The organism is Pseudomonas umsongensis, assembly GCF_002236105.1.
Classification (GTDB): Bacteria; Pseudomonadota; Gammaproteobacteria; order Pseudomonadales; family Pseudomonadaceae; genus Aquipseudomonas; species Aquipseudomonas umsongensis.
Window position 1 is genome coordinate 1 of record NZ_NIWU01000001.1, and the last position, 19,987, is coordinate 19,987.

16 protein-coding genes and 2 pseudogenes are annotated in these 19,987 nt (G+C 58.7%); 16 read left to right on the plus strand and 2 right to left on the minus strand.

All coding sequences use genetic code 11. The annotated features are described in order from the left end of the window. Both PSUM_RS32410 and PSUM_RS00005 read left to right on the plus strand, forming a co-directional pair. Positions 1 to 100: pseudogene (locus PSUM_RS32410) on the plus strand (enoyl-CoA hydratase/isomerase family protein); the annotation flags it as partial. Between the two features lie 184 nt (positions 101 to 284). Further along, on the plus strand, positions 285 to 1,637 hold the full coding sequence (locus PSUM_RS00005; RefSeq protein ID WP_083348732.1) for an MFS transporter: 1,353 nt from the start codon (positions 285 to 287) through the stop codon (positions 1,635 to 1,637). On the opposite strand, the gene PSUM_RS00010 is transcribed toward PSUM_RS00005, so the two are convergent. Continuing rightward, positions 1,630 to 2,415: an alpha/beta fold hydrolase gene (locus PSUM_RS00010; protein ID WP_083348733.1), complete on the minus strand. Its 786-nt coding sequence runs from the start codon at positions 2,413 to 2,415 to the stop codon at positions 1,630 to 1,632. The genes PSUM_RS00005 and PSUM_RS00010 overlap by 8 nt on opposite strands. An 89-nt stretch (positions 2,416 to 2,504) precedes the next feature. Here PSUM_RS00010 and PSUM_RS00015 point away from each other — a divergent pair, with 89 nt between their 5' ends. The 7 genes and pseudogenes from PSUM_RS00015 to PSUM_RS00045 all read left to right on the plus strand — a co-directional run bounded on the left by PSUM_RS00015 (position 2,505) and on the right by PSUM_RS00045 (position 9,761). Continuing rightward, on the plus strand, positions 2,505 to 3,476 hold the full coding sequence (locus PSUM_RS00015) for an XdhC family protein (protein ID WP_083348734.1): 972 nt from the start codon (positions 2,505 to 2,507) through the stop codon (positions 3,474 to 3,476). Between the two features lie 188 nt (positions 3,477 to 3,664). Continuing rightward, positions 3,665 to 4,519: a helix-turn-helix transcriptional regulator gene (locus tag PSUM_RS00020; RefSeq protein ID WP_083348735.1), complete on the plus strand. Its 855-nt coding sequence runs from the start codon at positions 3,665 to 3,667 to the stop codon at positions 4,517 to 4,519. A 346-nt stretch (positions 4,520 to 4,865) separates the two neighbouring features. Further along, entirely contained in the window at positions 4,866 to 5,645 is a 780-nt protein-coding gene (locus tag PSUM_RS00025) for an ABC transporter ATP-binding protein (protein ID WP_083348736.1), read from the plus strand. 1 nt (position 5,646) lies between these two features. Then, positions 5,647 to 6,357 (plus strand): ABC transporter ATP-binding protein, encoded by a 711-nt coding sequence (locus PSUM_RS00030; RefSeq protein ID WP_083348737.1) that lies wholly within the window; start codon positions 5,647 to 5,649, stop codon positions 6,355 to 6,357. A gap of 174 nt (positions 6,358 to 6,531) precedes the next feature. After that, positions 6,532 to 7,419, plus strand: a complete 888-nt coding sequence (locus PSUM_RS00035) for a branched-chain amino acid ABC transporter permease (protein ID WP_083348738.1) — start codon at positions 6,532 to 6,534, stop codon at positions 7,417 to 7,419. 1 nt (position 7,420) lies between these two features. Continuing rightward, a pseudogene (locus PSUM_RS00040) lies at positions 7,421 to 8,317 on the plus strand (branched-chain amino acid ABC transporter permease); the annotation flags it as partial. A gap of 217 nt (positions 8,318 to 8,534) precedes the next feature. Then, positions 8,535 to 9,761, plus strand: coding sequence for an ABC transporter substrate-binding protein (locus PSUM_RS00045; protein ID WP_083348740.1), 1,227 nt, complete (start codon positions 8,535 to 8,537; stop codon positions 9,759 to 9,761). Between the two features lie 158 nt (positions 9,762 to 9,919). Here the strand turns inward: PSUM_RS00045 and PSUM_RS00050 are convergent, their stop codons facing one another. Further along, positions 9,920 to 10,822 (minus strand): LysR substrate-binding domain-containing protein, encoded by a 903-nt coding sequence (locus PSUM_RS00050; RefSeq protein ID WP_069556822.1) that lies wholly within the window; start codon positions 10,820 to 10,822, stop codon positions 9,920 to 9,922. A gap of 171 nt (positions 10,823 to 10,993) precedes the next feature. On the opposite strand from PSUM_RS00050, the gene PSUM_RS00055 reads away from it, so the two are divergent. The 7 genes from PSUM_RS00055 to PSUM_RS00085 all read left to right on the plus strand — a co-directional run bounded on the left by PSUM_RS00055 (position 10,994) and on the right by PSUM_RS00085 (position 19,981). Next, entirely contained in the window at positions 10,994 to 12,115 is a 1,122-nt protein-coding gene (locus PSUM_RS00055; RefSeq protein WP_083348741.1) for a glycoside hydrolase family protein, read from the plus strand. Positions 12,116 to 12,144: 29 nt separating this feature from the next. Next, positions 12,145 to 12,585 carry a MaoC family dehydratase gene (locus PSUM_RS00060; RefSeq protein ID WP_083348742.1) on the plus strand — a complete coding sequence of 147 codons (441 nt, stop codon included), beginning with the start codon at positions 12,145 to 12,147 and terminating at the stop codon, positions 12,583 to 12,585. Positions 12,586 to 12,621: 36 nt separating this feature from the next. Further along, the gene (locus PSUM_RS00065) at positions 12,622 to 14,190 is read left to right on the plus strand and encodes an acyl CoA:acetate/3-ketoacid CoA transferase (RefSeq protein ID WP_083348743.1); all 1,569 of its coding nucleotides are present in this window, start codon (positions 12,622 to 12,624) and stop codon (positions 14,188 to 14,190) included. A 41-nt stretch (positions 14,191 to 14,231) separates the two neighbouring features. Next, positions 14,232 to 15,359, plus strand: a complete 1,128-nt coding sequence (locus PSUM_RS00070; RefSeq protein WP_083348744.1) for an iron-containing alcohol dehydrogenase — start codon at positions 14,232 to 14,234, stop codon at positions 15,357 to 15,359. After that, positions 15,359 to 16,492, plus strand: coding sequence for an acyl-CoA dehydrogenase family protein (locus tag PSUM_RS00075; RefSeq protein WP_069556827.1), 1,134 nt, complete (start codon positions 15,359 to 15,361; stop codon positions 16,490 to 16,492). Before PSUM_RS00070 ends, PSUM_RS00075 begins: the two co-directional genes overlap by 1 nt. A 69-nt stretch (positions 16,493 to 16,561) precedes the next feature. Then, the gene (locus PSUM_RS00080; protein WP_083348745.1) at positions 16,562 to 18,220 is read left to right on the plus strand and encodes an acyl-CoA synthetase; all 1,659 of its coding nucleotides are present in this window, start codon (positions 16,562 to 16,564) and stop codon (positions 18,218 to 18,220) included. A gap of 183 nt (positions 18,221 to 18,403) precedes the next feature. After that, on the plus strand, positions 18,404 to 19,981 hold the full coding sequence (locus PSUM_RS00085) for an aldehyde dehydrogenase (NADP(+)) (RefSeq protein WP_083348746.1): 1,578 nt from the start codon (positions 18,404 to 18,406) through the stop codon (positions 19,979 to 19,981). Positions 19,982 to 19,987: the final 6 nt, after the last annotated feature.

The following is a 19,987-nucleotide window of genomic DNA, read 5'->3' on the forward strand; positions in this document are numbered from 1 at the left end:
GGAAGGTCACTGCTACAGCCGCCTGCGTAGCTCCAAGGACTTCAAGGAAGGCGTGGAAGCGTTTCACAGCAAGCGTGCGGCAGTGTTCACCGGCGAGTAAATGCGTACCGGCGAGCAGGCCCGGGAGTATGTTGGTAACAGCGTACGCCTTACGGAGCAGGGCCTGCCGCCCCTTCAATGCAACTGAAAGGGCACATCAAGGTATCACCGCTGACCTGCTGATTACCTGCAACCCGCGTACCGGGGTGCAGAACGTTTCGATTCACCGTTTGTATGAGGCAACCATGACGACGACAACAACAATAACTGCATCACCCACCAGCGACGCTATCGATACACCGCAGATTCCACCGGGCAAGGCCTTGCTCGCGGCATTTGCCTCGACATTCGGCTGGGCGCTGGATCTGTTCGACCTGTTCATTCTGCTCTACGTGGCGCCGATCATCGGTCGCATGTTCTTCCCCTCGGACACCCCGACACTGTCGCTGGCCGCGGTGTATGCCTCATTCGCCGTGGCCTTGCTGGTGCGTCCGCTGGGTTCGGCAATCTTCGGCGCGTATGCAGACAAACACGGCCGCAAGCGTGCGTTGATGGTGTCGATGGTCGGCGTCGGTATTTCCACGGCATTGTTTGGCGTGTTGCCGACCATTCACCAGGTCGGGGTGTTGGCCCCGATACTGTTTTTGGTCTTGCGGGTCATTCAGGGCATTTTCGTTGGCGGTATCGTTGCCTCCACTCACACCATCGGCACCGAATCCATCTCGCCGCGCTATCGCGGCTTGATGTCCGGGTTGATCGGTGGCGCCGGTGCCGGCATGGGCGCGCTGTTGGCGTCAGCCACTTATCGGGTGTTGTCGCAGATCTTTCCCGGGGATGAATTTGACGTCTGGGGCTGGCGCTGCATGTTCTTCTGCGGCCTGCTCAGCACGTTTTTCGGTCTGGTGATGTTCCGTTACCTGGAAGAAACCCCGGTCTGGCAGCAACTGCAACAAGCGCGCAAAACCAAGGGTCCGGCGGTAGTGGTCGTGTCGCCACTCAAGCGTCTGTTCGGTCGCGAGTACCGCGGCGTGATGCTGGTCAATCTGCTGATTACCTTCGGCGGCGGTGCCACGTATTACCTGGCCTGCGGTTATCTGCCGACCTTGCTCAACGTGGTCGCCAAAGTGCCCCATACGCAGACTTCGCAGCTGCTCATGTACGGGTCGGTGGCAACCATTGTCGGCGCACTGGCCTTCGGTTACCTGAGTGACCTGATCGGTCGCAAGAAGACTTTCTTGCTGCTGGGTGTGATCAACCTGGTGAGCCTGCCGATGATGTTCCTGGGTGTCGCCGAGCCGGGTTCGCTGACCCGCACTGCGCTGTATTGCGTGGGCATTGCCTTCATGGGCGGGGCGATCATCGCGCCGATTCTGATCTTCCTCAACGAACGCTTTGCCACCGAACTGCGAGCCAGCGGCACCGGGTTGTCCTGGAATATCGGTTTCGCTCTCGGCGGAACCATGCCGACCTTTGTGTCCCTGGTCAGCAGTAGCCCGGCGCAGATCCCCATGGTGCTGGCGATGTTCGCCGTCGGTCTGTCGGTGATCTACCTGATCGGCAGCGTGGTGATTCCAGAAACCCAAGGCAACTTCAAATAAAGGCGGGAAGGTGCTCCAGGAATTCGCAGATCAGCTGCAAGGTCTGCTCGGGAGCTTCGGTTTGGGGAAAGTGCCGACAGTCATCCAGCAACACACAGCGGCACGGTCCAGGTACCTGTCGCTGGATGACGACCAGTTGCTCGGGCGTGGCGTAGTGGTCTTCGCGACCCTGAATGACCAGCAGCGGCTTTTCGATATTCGCCAACTGCGCTTCGAGATCGTCCAGGGAAAAGTCCGGGTGCAACCAACTGTCGCTCCAGCCGTGAAAAGCGCCGTCGACATTGGTCCCATGGTGGCGTGCCAGGCGCTCGCGCAATTCGCCCTGATGCCACACCTCGGTGGTATGGCGAATGCCATCGAGGCTCTCGGTCTCGACAATCACGTGAGGCGCCAGTGCAATGCTGCCCAACACGCGTGGATCGTTGGCGGCGGCATAGGCAAGGACGATGGACGCGCCGTCACTGTGACCGAGCAAGACCACTTGCGGCAGTTGCAAGGCATCGAGCAATTGCCGCAGTTCACGAGGGCCGTCGCTGCTCAGGTAATCCAGCGGACGCGGCAGGGGTACCGGGCTCGATTGCCCATAACCCTGACGGCTGTAAGTGACCACACCGCAGCCGCTGGCCTGGGCCAGGCGCAGGGGGAAGTCTTTCCATTGGTCGGCGCTGCCGAGGCCTTCGTGCAACAGCACCAGTGTCGGTCGCGACGGGTCAGCCGCAGGCAGTTGGCGATATTCCAGGCGCAGCGGCCCAAGTTGCAAAAATTGTTGTGGCGACATGTTGAATCAACGATTGAACAGGATTGCTCGAAGGTTACCGTAAACGTAACCCTGCATGCAGCACCACGCTTTGCTTGAGGTATAAAAACATGCGTCATCTCGATGTTCAGGTGATCGACCAGGCACTGCAATGGGCTCGCGCCGGGCAGGCCCAGTGGCTGTGCACAGTGCTCTCCACCTATGGCTCGGCGCCGCGTGCGCCGGGTGCGATGCTGGTGACCAATGGCACGGGCGAACACGTCGGCTCGCTGTCGGGTGGCTGCGTCGAGGAGGAGTTTCTCGAAAGTCTGGCGCGCGGTGAATTACGCGAACCGGCACAGATCGTCAGTTATGGCGACAGCGTCGAGCAACGCCACCGTCTACGATTGCCCTGTGGCGGCGTGCTGATCGTACTGGTCGAGCACCGCGCTGCCAGTCTCGAATGGATCGAGCATCTGGAGGTTCTGCAAGCGGCGTTACTCGGCCAGCGCCGTCTGCTGCGTTACATCGAGCTGAGCAGCGGTGCCTTGCGCCTGGACCCGGACACCGGACATGGCAGCGAGCGGGTGCAAGTCGTCGACGAAAGGGTGCGCATCAGCGTTGGCCCGGCGTTGCGCCTGATTCTGGCAGGGCTCTCTCCGGTCGCTGAAGTCTGCGCCAGTTTCGCCCGCGCCATCGGCTGCGAAGTCATCGCCTGCGACCCCCGGGAAGAGATGCTGCATGTCCAGCTCGAAGGCGTGGAGATGCAGCGCGTGCTGCCCTCGATGTTCATTGCCGCCGGAGGTTGCCACGCGGCGACCGCGGTGGTGGCGCTGACTCACGATCCGCGAATCGATGATCTGGCGCTGATGGAAGCGGTGCACACCCCGGCGTTTTACATCGGCGCCATGGGTTCTCAGGCGACCTCGGCCAAGCGCGCCGAGCGGCTCAAACGCATCGGTGGACTGACGGATGAACAGATTGCCCGTTTGCACATGCCCATCGGCCTCGATCTGGGCAGCAAGGCCCCGGCGGAAATCGCTCTGGCGGTGGTGGCCGATATCCTGCGCGTTTATCACGGCAAAGAACGCCATGCCTTGTAAAGCGGTTTTTCCGACGAACGTGGGGGCTGCGAAAGTCGAGGTAGACGCTCGGTCATTCGCGCGCGATAGTGGCCAGCGAAGTGTTGCTGAACCATAGCGCGATCGCCGGGGTTGAGAAATAGATAGACGCCCCGATGATATGCATTGTGGTCGGTAACAATATCGCTTTTAGCGAGCGGAGGAATCTGATGTCGATTGCCCAACGGGTTTTCCACGGCAAGTTTGGCCGGGTCGCCTTGCTGAATATGGATCGTTCGCTGGTCACCCACACCCATTCTGAATGCCATGTGCTGGTCAAAGTGTCCGGCGAAGACACTTACTTCAACGTCAACGGTCGGCGGGTTCCGCTCAGCGATCGCACGGCGGTGCTGGTCAACGCCTGGCAGCCGCATTTCTACGATCCGCAGCCGGGTGCCGGTGCCACCCTTATCCTCGCTCTCTACATAGAGCCCGCCTGGCTGGCCACTGCCCAGCAGTCGCTGGCGCTGAGTGGTCGGCCGGACTTTTTTGCCCAGTCATGCATCGAGCTGTCGAGTCGTAATCGCACCTTGGCTGACATCCTGGTCGCCGAAGCGCATGGCTGCGGGCTCGTGCCGAAAGAGCGCATGGAATTCATGCTGTTTGATTTCCTGATCGAACTGATCGAGGACTTTTCCAGCTGGCGGCATTTGTCACTACTGGGTGCGCCGAACTCAGGCGAGTTCCGGGACGCGCGCGTGCGCCGTGGCACCGCCTGGTTGCTTGAGCACCTCGATGATCCGAACCCGATCGACAACGCCGCACGGGCGTGTGGTCTGTCCCGGGCGCACTTCTTTGCGCTGTTCAAGAAAGATACCGGCATGACGCCGACCCTGTTGCTTAACGACGCGCGCATGCGCCGGGCTTTTGCCTGGCTGGAGCGTGAGCGCAGTGGAACGTTGGGCCTGTTGTCGGAGAACCTCGGGTTCTCCGAGCAAGGTCATTTCACGCGGTTTTTCCAGCAACACATCGGCGCCTCTCCCAGCCAGTACCGAAGGGTAGTGGATAGCTATGCGGGGGTTTGAATATCGCCTCAGCTGAATCCTGGCCTGCTCAGGTTCTTTCCTGAAATTCAGACTCCAAGGCAAACTTGCAGACGGCCGCGCAAAACTCCATCGCTCAAGGCAAGGCTTTCCCCGTGCCTTTCTCCCACACTCGGCTCTAATGCTAGCGGCTGGGTGTGGTTGGCAGAAGCGTTGGCTATGTCTATAGCCGCTTAACCTTCCCCAGTCACAATACTGAAAATGGCTGGATTCGAGAAAATAAAGACTTTTTACGTATAAATGGTTCCTTAAAATAATATTGGACCAGTATTAGTCGACGACTTAGATTCACCTTACAAGAAAAGCAAGAACGTGAGTTGAAAATAATATGGCTAATGATGCGATTCTGGAAACTGTTGGTTTGACCAAAGAGTTCAAAGGATTTACCGCTGTTGAAAATGTCAACTTGCGTGTAAAGCGTGGCTCAATCCATGCCCTGATCGGTCCAAACGGTGCCGGCAAGACGACATGTTTTAACTTGCTCACCAAGTTTCTCGATCCTACCCAAGGGAGTATTCGCTTCAACGGCCAGGACATCACTTGTGAGCACCCAGCTGCAGTAGCGCGGAGAGGGATGATTCGCTCTTTCCAGATATCGGCAGTATTTCCTCGGCTTACCGTGCGAGAAAACATCTATATTCCGCTACAGCGAAGCCTGGGGACTTCCTTCCATTTCTGGAAGTCGCGCGCTGCGCTTGCCGCTCTTGACGATAGAGCGATGGAGTTGCTCGCCCAAGTGGGGTTGGAGTCATTCGCCGATCTAGTAGCAATGGAACTTTCCTATGGCCGCAAGCGAGCGCTGGAGATAGCCACCACTTTAGCGCTGGACCCTGAGTTGATGTTGCTCGATGAACCCACCCAAGGCATGGGGCATGAAGATGTCGATTGGGTCATGGAGCTGATCAAGAATGTCGCCGCCAACCGCACTGTCCTGATGGTCGAGCACAACATGAAGGTTGTGGAGGGGATTTGCGACACTATCACGGTACTTGCCCGCGGCAGTGTGCTCGCCGAGGGTAGTTATTCTGAAGTTTCAGTCAATCCACTCGTGGTCGAAGCCTATATGGGGAGTGCCGACAGTGAGCTGCGCTCTCCAGGGGGGCATTGATATGACCAATGCTACCGAATACATGCGAGTTGCCAACTTGCAAGCCTTCTACGGTGAGTCTCACGTTCTCCACGGCATTGACTTCACTGTGAAACAGGGTGAATGCGTTACCTTGTTAGGTCGCAATGGCGCAGGCCGCACCACCACCTTGCGAGCCATTATGGGGCTTACGGGGAAGCGCCAAGGTTCGATCATAATAGACGGTACTGAGACCATTGATCTATCGCCCCACAAGATTGCGCGTCTGGGTGTGGGTTATTGCCCAGAGGAAAGAGGCATCTATGCCAGTCTTTCGTGTGAGGAAAATCTGCTGTTGCTGCCGCGTTTAGGAAACAATGGAATGTGCCTGGAGGAAATCTATGAGATGTTCCCCAACCTCTACGAGCGTCGTCACAGCCAAGGTACCCGCATGTCGGGTGGTGAACAGCAAATGCTGGCCCTGGCCCGAGTCCTGCGCACTGGTGCGCGCCTTCTACTGCTTGACGAGATATCCGAGGGACTTGCACCGGTCATCGTCCAGCGGCTCGCCGAAATCATCCGCCAGCTCAAGAGCAAGGGCTTCACAATTCTTCTGGTCGAACAGAATTCACGTTTTGCCGCCCCCCTCGCGGATCGCATGTACATCGTCGAGCACGGCAAGATTATCGCTGAGATTCACCAGCACGAAGTTGGGCAAAAAAGCGATCTGCTTCAAGAATATTTAGGGATCTAATATCGGCTAAAGCACTTGTCTGGTTTAGACGGTTCCAACGGCGAGCCAAGGGATTTAAAGCCTGCAACCCCTACAACGCACCTTCTGGGTACAAGGCTGAAGCGTGTGGCTCTATAAGTATTCCAGGCTCTTCGGCGAATATCCTACTAATAACAAATCGTCAGGATAAACAATATGGCAACACTCTTCGATGTTCCATTGTCGGCCTTGACAGGCCAACTTATGCTAGGGCTGGTTAACGGCTCGTTTTACGCGATCCTCAGCCTGGGCTTGGCAGTTATATTTGGCATGCTTCGCATCATCAATTTCGCGCACGGTGCGTTTTTCATGATGGGAGCGTTTTTTTCATGGATGTGTCTCAATTATTTTGGCGTCAACTATTGGTGGTCATTGTTGCTTGTACCACTCACGGTGGGGATTGTCGGCGTTGTGATCGAACGCGCTCTGCTGCAGTGGTTGTATAAGCTCGATCATCTATACGGTTTATTGCTGACATTTGGGATGGCGCTCATCATCGAGGGCGTTTTCCGTAATGAATTTGGTGTTTCAGGTCAACCCTACGCAGTCCCTGAGGCACTGAAAGGGGCAATGAATCTGGGTTTCATGTTTCTACCCGTCTACCGAGTCTGGGTGATTGTTGCCTCGCTTGCCGTATGCGCCCTGACGTGGTTCATGATCGAAAGGACACGCTTGGGGTCATACTTGCGTGCTGCCACGGAAAACCCGGCACTGACCCAGGCCTTCGGCATTAATGTACCTGTCATGGTGATGCTGACTTATGGTTTCGGCGTCGCGCTGGCCAGTTTTGCCGGGGTGCTGGCTGCGCCAGTATTACAAGTCAGTCCCATGATGGGCTCGCAGTTGATTATTGTGGTATTTGCGGTAGTGGTGATTGGCGGGATGGGCTCAATTTTTGGCGCCATTATTACCGGTCTTTCACTCGGCGTGATTGAGGGTTTGGCCAAACTGTTCTATCCGGAAGTTTCCGCAACCATTGTTTTTATTATCATGGCGATCGTCCTGTTATTTCGGCCGGCCGGTCTATTTGGGAGGGCTGAGTAACATGTCATCGAGAACGCGACTATTAGGCTGTATCCTTCTGCTCATCTGCGGCGCTATTGTCCCCTTCGCCATATACCCGATACTGGCCATGAAGGTGCTTTGTTTTGCGCTGTTTGCCTGTGCATTCAATCTTTTGCTTGGCTATACCGGCTTGCTTTCGTTCGGTCATGCCGTCTTTTTCGGCGCAGCCGCTTATGTGAGCGCCTACAGCATCAAGGTGTGGGGCTTCCCGCCCGAGCTGGGGATCCTCGCAGCGGTTGTGGCTGCCGCCGTGCTGGGGTTGGGATTCGGCCTGTTGGCGATACGGTGCTCAGGCATCTACTTTGCGATGATCACATTGGCGTTGGCGCAGATGATGTATTTCGTCTTCCTGCAATCTCCGTTCACCGGAGGGGAGGACGGTTTACAAGGTGTGCAGCGCGGGCTGTTATTTGGGTTTATCGACCTCAGCAACGACGTAAATCTGTACTACCTGGTGTTTGCCATCTTTGTTTTTGGCTTCTGGTTGATTCATCGCGTTATCCAGTCTCCTTTTGGCCAGATTCTCAAAGCCATTCGAGAAAACGAGTCGAGGGTGATTTCCCTGGGCTATCAGGCAGCCCGATACAAATTGTTGGCCTTCGTTCTTTCGGCTGCTCTGGCGGGGCTCGCTGGCGGTACAAAAGCCGTGGTGTTTCAGTTCGCGACCTTGAGCGACGCCCATTGGCAGACCTCGGGCGAAGTAGTGCTGATGACCCTGCTCGGAGGCCTGGGCACCGTCTTCGGCCCACTGATAGGGGCCGCCATCGTTGTGACTCTGCAGAACGCATTGGCCGATAAGGTGGGCGCGCTCTTGCCAGTCATCATGGGCGTCATTTTCATCGTTTGCGTGCTGCTCTTTCGCCGCGGTATTGCCGGGGAGTTTGCGGCTTTCTACCAAAGCAGGCTGGCGGCAAGGCGCGCTGATGCAAACCGCCGAAAGTCTCTTGGGGCCTCTCGCAAAGGGGGCGGTGCAAGGGGAGCGGATGGTTCGGCGAGGGAGGCGAACCCGTGATGCGGATGTCGAGCATTCAACTTCGAAAAATATAAAAAAACCCGTACTAAACACCCGAATGAACGAGTAGGAGAAAATAATAATGATCAAACAACTGAATACTCATCTGCGCAAGATCTGCTTCGGGCTGTTGGTAGCCGCTCCGGCCGTGCAAGCCCAGGTTTCAGATGGTGTAGTGCGTATCGGCGTATTGAATGATTTGTCAGGTACCTATGCCGGGCTTTCCGGTCCGGGCTCGGTGTGGGCGGCAAAGCAGGCGGTGGCCGACTTCGAGCCTGAAAAACATGGCCTGAAGGTCGAGGTCGTGGCGGCTGATCACCAGAACAAGCCAGATGTAGGGGCCAGTGTGGCCCGTCGTTGGTTCGATGTGGATAAGGTGGATGTGATCGTCGACGTGCCGACTTCGTCGGTCATCCTGGCCGTCAATGAAGTGGTGAGGGAAAAAAACAAGGTGCTCCTGGTATCCGGTGGCGGCAGTTCCGATCTGACCGGTAAGGCGTGCAGCCCGAACACCATTCATTGGACCTACGACACATGGGCGCTTGCCAACGGTACCGGTAAAGCGGTGGTGGGGAGTGGCGGCAAAAGCTGGTTTTTCATGACCGCGGATTACGCTTTTGGTCACGCATTGGAACGTGATACGGCGTCGGTCGTTGAAAAAAGTGGCGGAACAGTGATGGGCAAGGTTCGCCATCCGTTCCCGGGCACCGATTTTTCGTCTTACTTGTTGCAGGCCCAGGCTTCCGGGGCGCAGATAATCGGGTTGGCAAATGCCGGTGGGGACACCATTGTCGCCGTCAAGCAAGCGTCTGAATTTGGCATCACCGCCGGTGGCCAGAAGCTAGCCGGTTTGTTGGTGTTCATTAGCGACGTGCAAGCGTTGGGCCTGGAGGCGGCACAAGGGTTGATGCTGACTGCTGCCTGGTACTGGGACATGAATGACGCGAGCCGTGAATTCGGCAGAGCATTCGCTGCTGCCAACGGCGGGAAATTTCCGACAATGGCGCAGGCTGGTGTTTACTCCGCCGTCACGAACTATCTGCGAACAGTTGCCGTCAACAATGACGATGGTAATGGCGCAGAAGTCGTCGCCCGGATGAAGGCGGTCAAAACCGAGGATAAGCTCTTCGGCGAGGGAAGTATTCGTGCCGATGGTCGCAAGATCCACCCACTCTATCTCTTCGAAGTGAAAAAGCCCTCCGAGTCCAAGTACCCTGGCGACTATTATAAGTTGCTGTCCACAATACCTGCCGATGAAGCATTTCGGCCGATGTCCGCAGGCGGTTGCTCGCTTGTTACTTTGAAATAAGCACTGGGGTTTCAAACCGGTCGAGCATTGGCTTGGCCGGTTTAGAACAAAGGGAGAGCTATAGTGCTATTCGCGGTAGCGATATTGGGTGGCTGGATATAAGAGTTAAAACATTTTCCTTGCAAGTTATGGCGCCACAGAGGGCGCCTTGTCAATTATTAAAGTCGCTCGTGCTCGAAGGCCGTCATCACTTCTTTTGCGGTATCAATAAACGACTGCAATAGCGGCGAAGTGTTACTGCTGCGCCATCCAAGCATCACTTTTACCAAGGGCATCTGCCCTTGAATAGGCCGGTATGTAAGGTGCTCAAGGTGAATGCGCTGAACAGAACTCGGTACCAGGGCCAGGCCTACGCCTGAGCTGACGAGGCCCAGGCAGGCATAAATCTGGCCGACCTCCAGTGCCGCGTTGGGTGTGAAACCTGCTTCCGCGCAAAGGCGATAAATCATGGTATGAAAATCGGGAGCCAGTTTGGGCGCGTACAGGACAAAGCGCTCGGTGGCGCACTGACTCAGCGCCACGCTGTCCTGGGACGCCAGCGGGTGGTGCTCCGGGATCGCAAGTACGAAGGGTTCTGTCAGCAGCGTCTCGGTGCTGATTCCGTCGAATTGCGATGTGGGGCGCATGAAGGCGATATCGACATCGCCTCGCAGGAGCGCATCGGCCTGGTCCACCACAGGGAACCAGCGCAGGACCACTTCCACATCCGGGAAGCGTTCGCAAAAGGCGCGGTAAATCGGCGGCAGCAGGGTATAGGACATATGTTCGAAGAAGCCCACGGACAGCCGGCCAATCTCTCCGCGTTCGGCGCGTTGAGCCTCCAGTGCCGCGACATCCGTGGCCCGTAGAATCTGCTTGGCATGAATATAAAATACCTGGCCGGCATCTGTAAGTTGCACATGACGCTTGGTCCGTTGAAATAGCGTTACGCCGAGCTCCTCTTCTAATTGACGAATCTGTTGACTCAGAGGCGGTTGGGCAATGTGCAGTCGTAACGCGGCCTGAGTGAAACTCAGCTCCTCCGCAACTGCAATAAAATAGCGCATGTGCCGCAGGTTCATATTAATACCTTTTTAATATTATTCTTGATCAAATTATATATTGGAAGTCTCGGAAGTCAACTCGTAACATGTCTTCCGTGGCCTCAAGACAGTGGCTCAATACATTGATTCGGCTCTTATCGGAAGACATTTTCTGCCATTTGAAAACGGCGCAACTATAGGAGAGATAAGTTGGATAACAAGATTCTCAAGCGCGCAATCGATAGAGTGTTGACACGCATTGACGCGACCCTCGATCAGCCCGGCCAAGGGTTTCCCCATTACGCCGACCAAACCACTGGTGAATGGACTCGTAGTCCGGCAGGCGACTGGACGGGGGGTTTTTGGGTGGGCATGCTTTGGCTTGCCGCCTGGCATACAAAAGAGCCGCGTTACCATGATCAAGCGCGGATCTGGGCCGAGCGCCTTGGGCCACGCGCTTCGTCCCAATCGGCGTTCAAGGGCTTTCTCTTCTGGTATGGCACCGAGCTGGGCGCTGAGCTTCTGAACGACGAAACGGCGCGCAATTTGTCGTTGGCAGGCACTCGCGGATTGCTCGACATGTACAACCCCCAAGCGCAATTGATTCCCTTGGGCAAAGAGGCCGAGGAGGCCTCGGATGTCGGCAGCAACGAGGCAAACATCGATGCGCTGCCAGGGCCGGTTCCTTTATTGATCAAGCATGCGGCAGCGCTTGACTCCCTCGAGATTGCTCGCAATCACCTTCGCCAACATATCGCACTCTGCGTGCGCGATGACGGATCTGTCTGTCAGTCCGCCAGTTTCGATCCGCAAACCGGGGCATTGCTGCGCCGTTACACCCACAAGGGCATTCACGGCGAAAGCACGTGGACTCGTGCGCAGGCTTGGGCGATGGTTTCTCTCGCTCAGGCGCTCAATCGCGGAGAAATGGAATTCCGAGACGTCGCCATTCAGGTTGCTGACTGGTGGTTGGAACATCAGCCCAAGGACCATGTGGCGTACTGGGACTTCGATGATCCGGCAATTCCCGATACCAGTCGCGACACCTCGGGTGCTGCCATCGCCGCCGCCGCATTGTTAAAGCTTGCTGTCTGCCTGCCGGAAAGACGTGAGCGTTATCGGCAGTCCGCAGAGGCGATCGTCGAGGCATTGGTGCTGCGCTATCAGACCCCGGTCGATGCCAGCGACTCCCGTCCCGTCGGCATCCTCACCCATGGTTGTTTCAATCGAAAGCTCGGTGTCGCGATGGAAAACGAGCTGATCTGGGGTGACTACTTTCTTTTCGAAGCACTGTTGGTGCTCGACGGTCGCCTGGCTTCCGAGCGGGTATGAGCACACAAATCAGTCACAAGGAGTCAACCATGCGTGAGTTCAATAGCCCTCATCGCGGAGAGGTTTCGTCCCTCATCGGCACGCAGACCAGCTACACCCGCACAGTCAGTGAATACGATATCTACGCGTTTGCCGGGATCAGCGGTGACAACCATCCCAATCATGTCGACGAGGAGTATTGCAAGCGCGTCGGCTTGGGCGCTCGGGTGGCCCAGGGGGCAATGTTGGTGGGTTACATCGCTGGCGCCGTCACCAAGTACCTGGGGCTGATCGACCGCCCGGCCGTTTCCTACGGATACGACCGGGTACGTTTCACCCAGTCCGTATTCATTGGTGACACCTTGACCGTGAGCTACCGCATCGCCCGTGCCGATGATGAGAAGAAGCGGCTTTGGGCAGAGGCGGTACTGACCAACCAGCACGGCGACACCGTGTGCGTCGGCACCCACATCATTCACTTCCAAGAGTAACGCCCTCGGCACTCATAAAAACAAGAGGAGAGTGTAATGACCAAAATATGCTCGGCTGCCGAGGCCGTGGCCGATATTCAGTCTGGCCAGACGGTTGGCTGTGTCGGTGTTATCGGATGGCTCACGCCGGATACCTTGCTGCAGGCGCTGGCGCAGCGTTTCGAGGAGAGTGCCTCGCCCCGGGATCTGACTTTTTTCTTTCCGGTCAGCGTTGGCGACGCGATGGACATCCGCGGGATGGATCATGTCGCGATAGAAGGCTTGATGAAGCGCGTCATCTCGGGCAACTACATCAATACGCTGGATCCGAAGACCGGAAAACGTCCGCAAATGATGCGCTTGATCCGCGAGAACAAGGTCGAAGCCTATTGCTGGCCCATCGGCGCGACCATGCATTGGCTCCGGGAAGTGGCGCGCCGCGGTCCGGGTTACCTCACGCGCATCGGCCTGGGTAGTTACATCGACCCGCGCCAGCAAGGGGGTAAATATACGGCGTGCGCTGAGGAAGATCTGGTCAAGCTGGTGGAGTTCGAAGGCCAGGAATATCTGTTTTATCCTGCTCGACCAGTGGACGTAGCCTTGCTGCGCGCAAGCAGTGCCGATGAGTACGGCAACCTCAGCTTCGAAGACGAGCCGATCACTTCCAGCGCCTTGGCCATGGCGCTCGCGGTAAAGGCCTGTGGCGGCACAGTGATCGCGCAGGTCCGCAAGATCGTCCCCCGCCAGGCGCGGCCGGTGCACGCTGTGCGTGTTCCCGGCGAACTGGTGGATCGTGTTGTCGTTGCCCCTCAAGCCATGATGACCACCGAGGTCGTGTATGACGACAGCTACCTGGGGGGGCAGCTCTTTCCTGGTGACTGCTCGGCAGTACTGCCGGCCGGTGCCGACAAGATTATCGCCCGGCGGGCGGCTTGCGAGATTCGTCCGGGCGTGCCGAGCATCTTTGGCTTCGGCGCATCTTCCGATATCCCGGGCGTGATGATGGAAGATGGCGCCTTCGATGGCGACGGACTCCTGCGTCACCGCTTTACGACGGAGCACGGTCCGTTCGGTGGCATCGTCATGAGCGGCTGGCAGTTCTCCGCCAATAAGTATCCGGAGGCGCTGCTCGATGGCCCGGCCCAGTTCGACTTCATCAATGGCGGCAACTGCAAGGTCGCAGCGCTGGCGTTCGCCCAGTTCGATGAAAACGGCAACGTCAACGTCAGCCGATTCGGCGCTGCGAACCCGGGGCCTGGCGGGTTCATCGATATCGCCTACAACGCTGAAACCTTGATTTTCACCGGCACCTTCACGACCGGTGGGCTGGAGGTGGCGTACGAGGGTGGCGAGTTGCGCATCGTGCGTGAAGGATCGGTACGCAAGTTCGCCCGCCACGTGCAGGAAATTACCTATCCGGTGCGCCTCAACGTCGCCACCCGTGGCCAGCGCGCCATGCTCATCACCGAGCGGGCGGTGTTTGCCATCGAGCCCGATGGGCTGGTGCTGACGGAAATCGCTCCCGGGATCGACCTGCAAAGCCAGGTACTCGATCTGATGGACTATGCCCCGATGCGCATAGCCGACCCCTTGCCCCTGATGAATGCGGCCGTGTTCAAGTCCTGAGCACGCCATCGTCGCGCCAATAAACGAGGAGATTCCACGCTATGGCTGTTATCAACTATTTGACCACCATCCAATTCGAACAGGGCGCAATCGAGCTATTGCCGTCCGAGCTTGATCGCCTGGGCATACGGCGGCCCTTGATCGTCACCGACCAGGGCGTGCGCGCTGCCGGGCTGCTTGATCGCGTACTCGGGACCCTGGCCTCGCCTCCCGCCGCGATCTTCGACCAGACGCCAGCCAATCCCACCGAGGAGGCGGTCGTCGCCGCTACTGCGATGTTCAAGGACAATGACTGCGATGGCATCGTTGCCCTGGGTGGCGGATCGCCGATCGATCTGGGCAAAGCGACGGCGCTTCTGGCCACCCATCCTGCGCCGCTGCAGCAGTATTCCGTGGTGGATGGCGGTGTCGGGCGAATCACCGATAAAGTCGCGCCACTGGTGGCGATTCCCACGACGGCAGGGACCGGCAGCGAAGTAGGGCGGGCCGGCGTTATCGTGATGAAGTCCGGGCGCAAGCTTGGCCTGTTGAGCCCTTATCTGATGCCTAAAGTGGCCATTTGCGACCCGGATCTGACGTTGGGCCTGCCGCCGATGTTGACAGCGGCTACCGGCATGGATGCGATCGCCCACTGCATCGAGACCTTCCTGGCGCCTGCCATCAACCCGCCGGCCGAGGCCATTGCCCTGGATGGTTTGCGTCGGGGCATGGCCAATATCGAGCGCGCGACGATCGATGGCAGTGACCGGGAGGCGCGCTGGAACATGATGATGGCGGCGACTGAAGGCGCGATGGCGTTTCAGAAAGGACTGGGAGCGGTGCATGCCCTGTCCCATCCCCTGGGGGCCGTGCCCGGCATTTCCTTGCACCATGGCACCCTCAATGCGGTGCTGCTGCCGGCAGTCATGCGTTTCAACCGGCCAGCCGTCGGTGCCAAGTACGAGGCGTTGGCCCAAGCCATGGGACTGAGTGCAGGCGTCGCCCCGGATGAAGCCATTGCCCGGTTGACCGCCCGCCTGGGTCTGCCCGTGAGCCTTGGCGCGATGGGCCTGAACCGGGCTGCGCTGCCAGAGATTGCCCAGGCCGCCCTCAAAGACCACTGCCACGCCACCAACCCCCGTCCTGCCACCGCAGAGGACTACCTGCGGATGCTCGAGGAGTCTTACTGATGAATGAGCAACATGTAATGATTCGCGATGCCGTCAGGCGGTTCGCCGAGCAGGAGATTGCACCGGTCTCCGAACGCCTTTGGGAGGAGCAGGAGTTTGCCTATCAGGTCTGGAAGCAGGCCGGAGAGTTGGGCTTCCTCGGCCTTCCCTACCCGGAGGAGCACGGTGGCGGTGGCGGGGACTGGCTTGGCTTTACCATTGTGCTGGAGGAAATCGCCCGGGTAGACGCGGCTGTGGCATCGTCCATGATGGCCAATTCCACGCCCGCCAGCCTGATCAACAACTATGGCACTCCTGCGCAGAAGGAGCGTTACTTGCGCCCCATCATCGACGGGACGCAGGTCGGCTGCATTGGGCTGACCGAGCCGAATGCAGGCTCGGACGCCGCCAATATCCAGACCCGTGCCGTTCTGCGAGACGGTCAGTGGATCATCAATGGTTCCAAGACCTTCATTACCAATTCGGGTACCGACATCACCGGTCCGATCGTGATCGCAGCCGTTACCGGCACGCGGGACGACGGGCGCAAGGAAATCTCCAACTTTATCCTGCCGTCCGATACCGCCGGTTTCAGTCTGGGGCGCAAGCTGCAGAAGATCGGTTGGCGCGGATCGACCACTTATGAGCTGTTCTTCGAAGATTGCGTGCTGCCGGCCGACCATCTACTCGGCGAACAAGGCGCGGGGCTCAAGCAGACCCTGGGCAACATAAGCACCGGGCGCATCCTGATCGGTGCGCTGGGGCTGGGTATTCTGCAAGGCTCCATGGAACGCTCGGTCGCCTACTTGAAGGATCGCAGCGCCTTCGGCAAGCGGCTCGAACATTTTCAGGCGCTGCAGTTCAAGGTCGCCGACATGGCCACCCATGCCCACGCCGCCCGCCTGATGCTCTACGACGCGGCCTCGCGCAAGGACGCCGGTTTGTCATGTGATGTCGAGGCGTCCATGGCCAAGCTCTTCGCTACCGAGAGGGCGATGGAGGCGGCTCACCAGGCGATCCAGATCCATGGCGGCAACGGCATCATGACTGAATACCCGGTCGCACGCGCTTTCGGCGACGCCAAGGTATTGGAGATCGTCGAAGGCACTTCCGAAATCCAACGCATGATCATTTCCAGGCAAGTGCTGAGCTAAACGCGTCCTGCAGCCTGTGCCGGTTCCGTTGGGGAGCCGGTCGTTCAGCTTTCTTCGGGGAAAATCAGCATGCCAGGCTCCAATCCTTATGACCTCGGCCTTGAGCAAAGTCCGGTCAACTACCGGCCTCTCACGCCGCTGGGCTTCATAGCCCGCACCGCCCAGGTATATCCGCAGCGGCTGGCGGTTATCCATGGTGCGCGTCGATACAACTGGTCCGAGACCTACGACCGGGTCTGCCGCCTGTCATCTGCGCTCAAGGCCGCGGGCATTGGCCGTGGCGATACGGTGGTATTGATCGCCGCCAACACCCCGGAGATGATCGAGGCGCATTTCGGCGTACCGATGTGTGGCGCGGTCTTGTGCACGGTCAACACCCGGCTCGATCCTGCGGCAATCGCCTACATCCTGATGCATTGCGAAGCCCGGCTCGTGATCAGCGACACCGAATACGCGAGCGCCGTCGGCCAGGCGCTGGCACTTTTGGAGCACCGGCCAAGGGTGATCGACATCGATGACAGCGAGGGGCCGGGCGGCGAGCGTCTGGGTGAGCTCGACTACGAGGCGTTCATCGGCGCGGCTTCTACAGACGAGCATTGGCAGGAACCTGTGGACGAGTGGCAGCCGATTGCCCTGAACTACACCTCGGGCACCACAGGGCGTCCCAAGGGGGTGGTTTATCACCATCGGGGGGCTTATCTGGCGGCGCTTTCAAATATGCTCGACTGGCAAATGCCGCGGCACTCCATCTTCTTGTGGACCCTGCCCATGTTCCATTGCAATGGCTGGGGCTTCGTCTGGACCATGGCGGTCAACGCCGGCACTCACGTGTGTCTTCGCCGCTGTGAACCGCAACGCGTGCTGTCGATGATTCGACAACACGGTGTTACCCATTACTGCGGCGCGCCAGTGGTGCACGCCATGCTGGCCCATGCGCCAAAGGAGTGGAAAGTCGGGATCAGCCACCGTGTTCATGGCCTGATCGGTGGCGCCCCGCCCCAACTGCCGGTGATTGCGGCGTTGCATCGAATGGGCATCGATCTTTTGCAGATATACGGTCTGACGGAGGTCTACGGTCCCGCTGTGGTATGTGCCGAGCACCAGGAATGGAGCGAGCTTTCCACCGACTTGCTGACCGAACGCAAAGGTCGACAAGGCGTGCGTTATACGGCTCAGGAAGATATGGCGGTCCTGGACCCCGAGGACTTCACGCCGGTGCCGCGCGATGGCCGCAGCATTGGCGAAGTGATGTTCCGCGGCAACATGACGATGATGGGCTACCTGAAGGATCCGCAGGCCACCGCCGAGGCCTTTTTGGGTGGCTGGTTTCATTCCGGCGATCTTGCCGTTGTGCATGAGGACGGCTACATCCAGATCAGAGACAGGGCTAAGGACATCATCATTTCAGGTGGTGAGAACATCAGTTCGGTCGAGGTCGAGGAAGTGCTTTACCGCCATCCGGCTGTCCGTACCGCGGCGGTGGTTGCCATGCCCCATGCCAAGTGGGGCGAGACCCCCTGTGCCTTTGTCGAGACGAGCCCTGACGCGAGCATCGGCGAAGCGGAACTCATCGCCCATTGCCGTTCCTGCCTGGCCCATTACAAGGTGCCGACGCGGGTCATCGTGGGGGACTTGAGCAAGACGGCAACTGGCAAGGTGCGCAAAGTCGAACTGCGTGAACATGCCTTGCGGCTGGCTACCAGAGATGCGGCCATCCCGATCGATTGAAGGACGTTCGAGACTGAAATTCCGGTTTCCGTAGGCCTGTTCGGGCTTGCGCGATGTTGTGCAAAAAAATTCAACTGGATGCCTCATCCAGGTCGAGTGACGTTGCAGACGCGGACAGTGTCGGCGGCGATCACGACGGCCCGGTGGTTTCGGTATCCCTGCCTTTTGAGCGAGGAGACACCCATGAAAATTCTCGGCCATAACTACACTGGCGGTACACGTCGCGGTGAAAGCGGCGTCTATCTGCACAGCTACGATGCGACCTCTGGCGAGCGGTTACCCTATGACTTCGTCCAAGCGAGCCCCGCCGAAGTCGATGCGGCTGCCCTGGCCGCCGCTTCGGCTTATCCCACCTTTCGTGCACTGCCGGCTGTCAAGCGTGCGGCGTTTCTCGACGCTATTGCCGACGAACTGGATGCACTGGGTGATGACTTCGTTTCCCTGGTAACCCGCGAAACCGCGCTGCCTGCCGGCCGTATCCAGGGTGAGCGTGGCCGTACCAGCGGCCAGATGCGGCTGTTTGCAAACGTGTTGCGCCGTGGCGATTTCTACGGTGCCCGTATCGACCTGGCGCAACCCGATCGCAAGCCGCTGCCGCGTGTCGATCTGCGTCAGTGCAAGATGGGCGTCGGCCCGGTGGCTGTATTCGGTGCCAGCAACTTCCCGCTGGCATTCTCCACGGCAGGTGGTGATACCGCCGCCGCCCTGGCTGCCGGTTGTCCGGTGGTGTTCAAGGCGCACAGTGGCCATATGGCGACCGCCGAGTGCGTGGCCGATGCCATCATCCGTGCCGCGGAACAGACCGGCATGCCCAAAGGCGTGTTCAACATGATCTACGGCGCAGGCGTTGGCGAGGCACTGGTTAAACACCCGGCGATCCAGGCCGTTGGTTTCACCGGCTCGCTCAAAGGCGGTCGCGCGCTGTGCGACATGGCCGCGGCGAGGCCGCAGCCGATTCCGGTGTTCGCCGAGATGTCCAGCATTAACCCGGTTCTGGTGCTACCCGAAGCGCTCAAGCAGCGTGGTGCCAGCGTGGCCAACGAGCTGGCCGCTTCGGTGGTCATGGGCTGTGGCCAGTTCTGCACCAACCCCGGTCTGGTGATCGGCATTCGCTCGCCAGAGTTCTCCAGCTTTATTGAAAAACTTGCCGGCTTGATGGGCGATCAGCCAGCGCAAACCATGCTCAATGCCGGCACCCTGCACAGCTACGAGAAGGGGCTGGCGGCACTTCATTCGCACAAGGCCATCAAGCATCTGGGGGGCCAGGCGCAGGACGGTGAGCAAGCCAGGCCGCAGTTGTTCCAGGCTGATGTCAGCCTGTTGCTGGATGACGACGAGTTGCTCCAGGAAGAGGTTTTCGGACCGACTACCGTACTGGTCGAAGTGGCTGACAAGGCCGAGTTGATCAAGGCGCTGCATGGCCTGCACGGTCAGCTCACCGCGACCCTGATTGCCGAGCCAGTCGACTTGGCTGCATTCGCCGAACTGGTGCCGGTGCTGGAGCAGAAGGCCGGCCGGTTACTGCTCAACGGCTACCCGACCGGCGTCGAGGTGTGCGACGCCATGGTGCACGGCGGGCCTTATCCCGCCACCTCGGATGCGCGCGGCACCTCCGTCGGTACGCTGGCCATCGACCGCTTCCTGCGCCCGGTGTGCTACCAGAACTACCCGGACGCGCTACTGCCGCAGGCGTTGAGGAATGCCAACCCGCTGGGCATCCAGCGTCTGCTGAACGGTTGCAGTACCACCCAGGCGATTTAAGGCCTC